The organism is Kineococcus indalonis (assembly GCF_009906395.1).
In the GTDB taxonomy this organism is placed as follows: Bacteria; Actinomycetota; Actinomycetes; order Actinomycetales; family Kineococcaceae; genus Kineococcus; species Kineococcus indalonis.
On sequence record NZ_JAAALM010000665.1, the window covers coordinates 1 to 1,833 of the forward strand.

At 76.2% G+C, this 1,833-nt stretch carries 2 protein-coding genes and 1 tRNA gene; 2 read left to right on the forward strand and 1 reads right to left on the reverse strand.

The annotated features are described in order from the left end of the window. A partial coding sequence (bcp, locus tag GTR00_RS20045) for a thioredoxin-dependent thiol peroxidase (RefSeq protein ID WP_240900690.1) occupies positions 1 to 444 on the forward strand: 444 nt, incomplete at its 5' end. Between the two features lie 66 nt (positions 445 to 510). After that, positions 511 to 592, forward strand: a tRNA-Leu gene (locus GTR00_RS20050). A 46-nt stretch (positions 593 to 638) separates the two neighbouring features. Here GTR00_RS20050 and GTR00_RS20055 read toward each other — a convergent pair. After that, positions 639 to 1,571 (reverse strand): ATP-grasp domain-containing protein, encoded by a 933-nt coding sequence (locus GTR00_RS20055; RefSeq protein WP_166613304.1) that lies wholly within the window; start codon positions 1,569 to 1,571, stop codon positions 639 to 641. Between the last annotated feature and the right edge of the window lie 262 nt (positions 1,572 to 1,833).

A 1,833-nucleotide genomic window follows, 5' to 3' on the forward strand; every position in this document is an offset into this window, starting at 1 on the left:
CCCGACTTCACCCTGCCCGCCCACGACGGCAGCACCGTGACGCTGTCGCAGCTGAGCGGGGAGCACGTCGTCGTGTACTTCTACCCGGCCGCCATGACGCCCGGCTGCACCGCGCAGGCGTGCGACTTCCGCGACTCCCTCGACGCGCTGGCCGCCTCCGGCTACCGGGTGCTGGGCGTGTCCCCGGACCCCGTCGCCAAGCTCGCCTCCTTCGCCGAGCGCGACGGGCTGACCTTCCCGCTGCTGTCCGACGCCGGCCACCAGGTGCTGGAGGCCTACGGGGCGTGGGGCGAGAAGACGAACTACGGGCGCACCTCGGTGGGCGTGATCCGCTCCACCGTCGTCGTCGACCCCGCCGGCCGGGTGGAGCTGGCGCAGTACAACGTGCGGGCCGCGGGGCACGTTGCCAAGCTGCGCCGCGACCTGGGCCTGGACGCGGACTGAGCCGGGGGCGGGGCGCGCGGGCGCCGCGCCCGCCCCGCCGCGCTGGGCTAGGCTCGTCCGTCGCGAGCGGGAGTGGTGTAACTGGCAGCCACGCAGGATTTAGGTTCCTGTGCCTCCGGGCGTGCGGGTTCGAGTCCCGCCTCCCGCACCGCCACCGGTGCGCCGGCGCGAGGGTGCGCCGGCGCACCGGCCGCTCAGCCGGCCCGCTCGCGCAGCAGGCGCCCGGTGTACCGGGCGATCTCGCGCGGCCCCGAGCGCGGCGCGGCGGCGTCCACCGCAGCGTTGTAGTTGGTGTTGGTGTTGACGTCGTAGGTGACCACGCGCCCGTCGGCGGTGGTGATGAACTCGATGCCGGCGATCTCGATGCCGTTGCCGCGCAGGAAGTGCGCGTACCGCTCCAGCACGGGGTGCTCGAACCCCTCGCGCAGCGAGAAGATCGTCTCCCCCGGCTCCTGCGCCACGGTGGCGCCCGGCGGCAGCACGGGCCGGCCGGTGGCGGGGTCGATCGCGCAGGCGTCCGCCGGGCACAGCTGGAAGCCGCCCCGGGCGGTGTCGGCGCGCAGCGCGTAGAGGAACTCCCCGCCCACGAACTCGGCGCGGGTGACGCTGTCGTCGGCGGAGGTGATGAACTCCTGCAGCAGCCACACGCCGTCGACCGGCTCCTCCAGGCCGCCGGAGGCCAGGGTGTCGGCGAACTCCTCGTAGCCGGAGAAGCGCGCCACCCCCAGACCCTTGCCGCCCTGGGAGTGCTTGGTGACGAACGGGCCCTCGACCCGCTGCGCGAAGCGGCGCGCCGCCGCGCCCAGGTCGCCGCCGACCACGGCCAGTGTGCGGGGCACCTCCACGCCCGCGGCGGCCAGCGCGCTCAGCTGCGCGACCTTGCTCAGCTCCAGCTCCAGCACCGCGCGGCCGTTGACGGTGCGCGCGCCGGCGGCCTCCAGCCACGACAGCACCGCGCGGGTGTGCGCGGTGGAGGCGAGGTGGCCGCGGGTGTGCGCCGAGGCCGACATGCGCGACCACCACACGCCCGGTGCCGGGCGCTCGGCCAGGTCCAGCTCCCCGCCGGTGAGGACGTGCTCGACCAGCGGCACGCCCTCGGCGGCGAACGCCTCCACGAACGGCGGCATCCACTCGGGGTTCTCGTGCAGGACGTGGACGGCGGGCTGACCGGGATCGCTCACGCGCCGATCCTGCCCTCCGCGGCCGGCGGCGGCGACACCGGCCCGCCGCCCCGGTGCCGCCGCCGGCCCGCTCAAGCCGGCAGCGTCGTGAGCACCACGGGCGTCGTCGTCGGCTGCTGCGAGCCCGCGGCGGGCTCCACGGAGATGCCGAACCCGGTGGCCGCGCCCAGCCGCGGCAGCAGCGCCACCGCGCGGCCGTCGGCGCCGG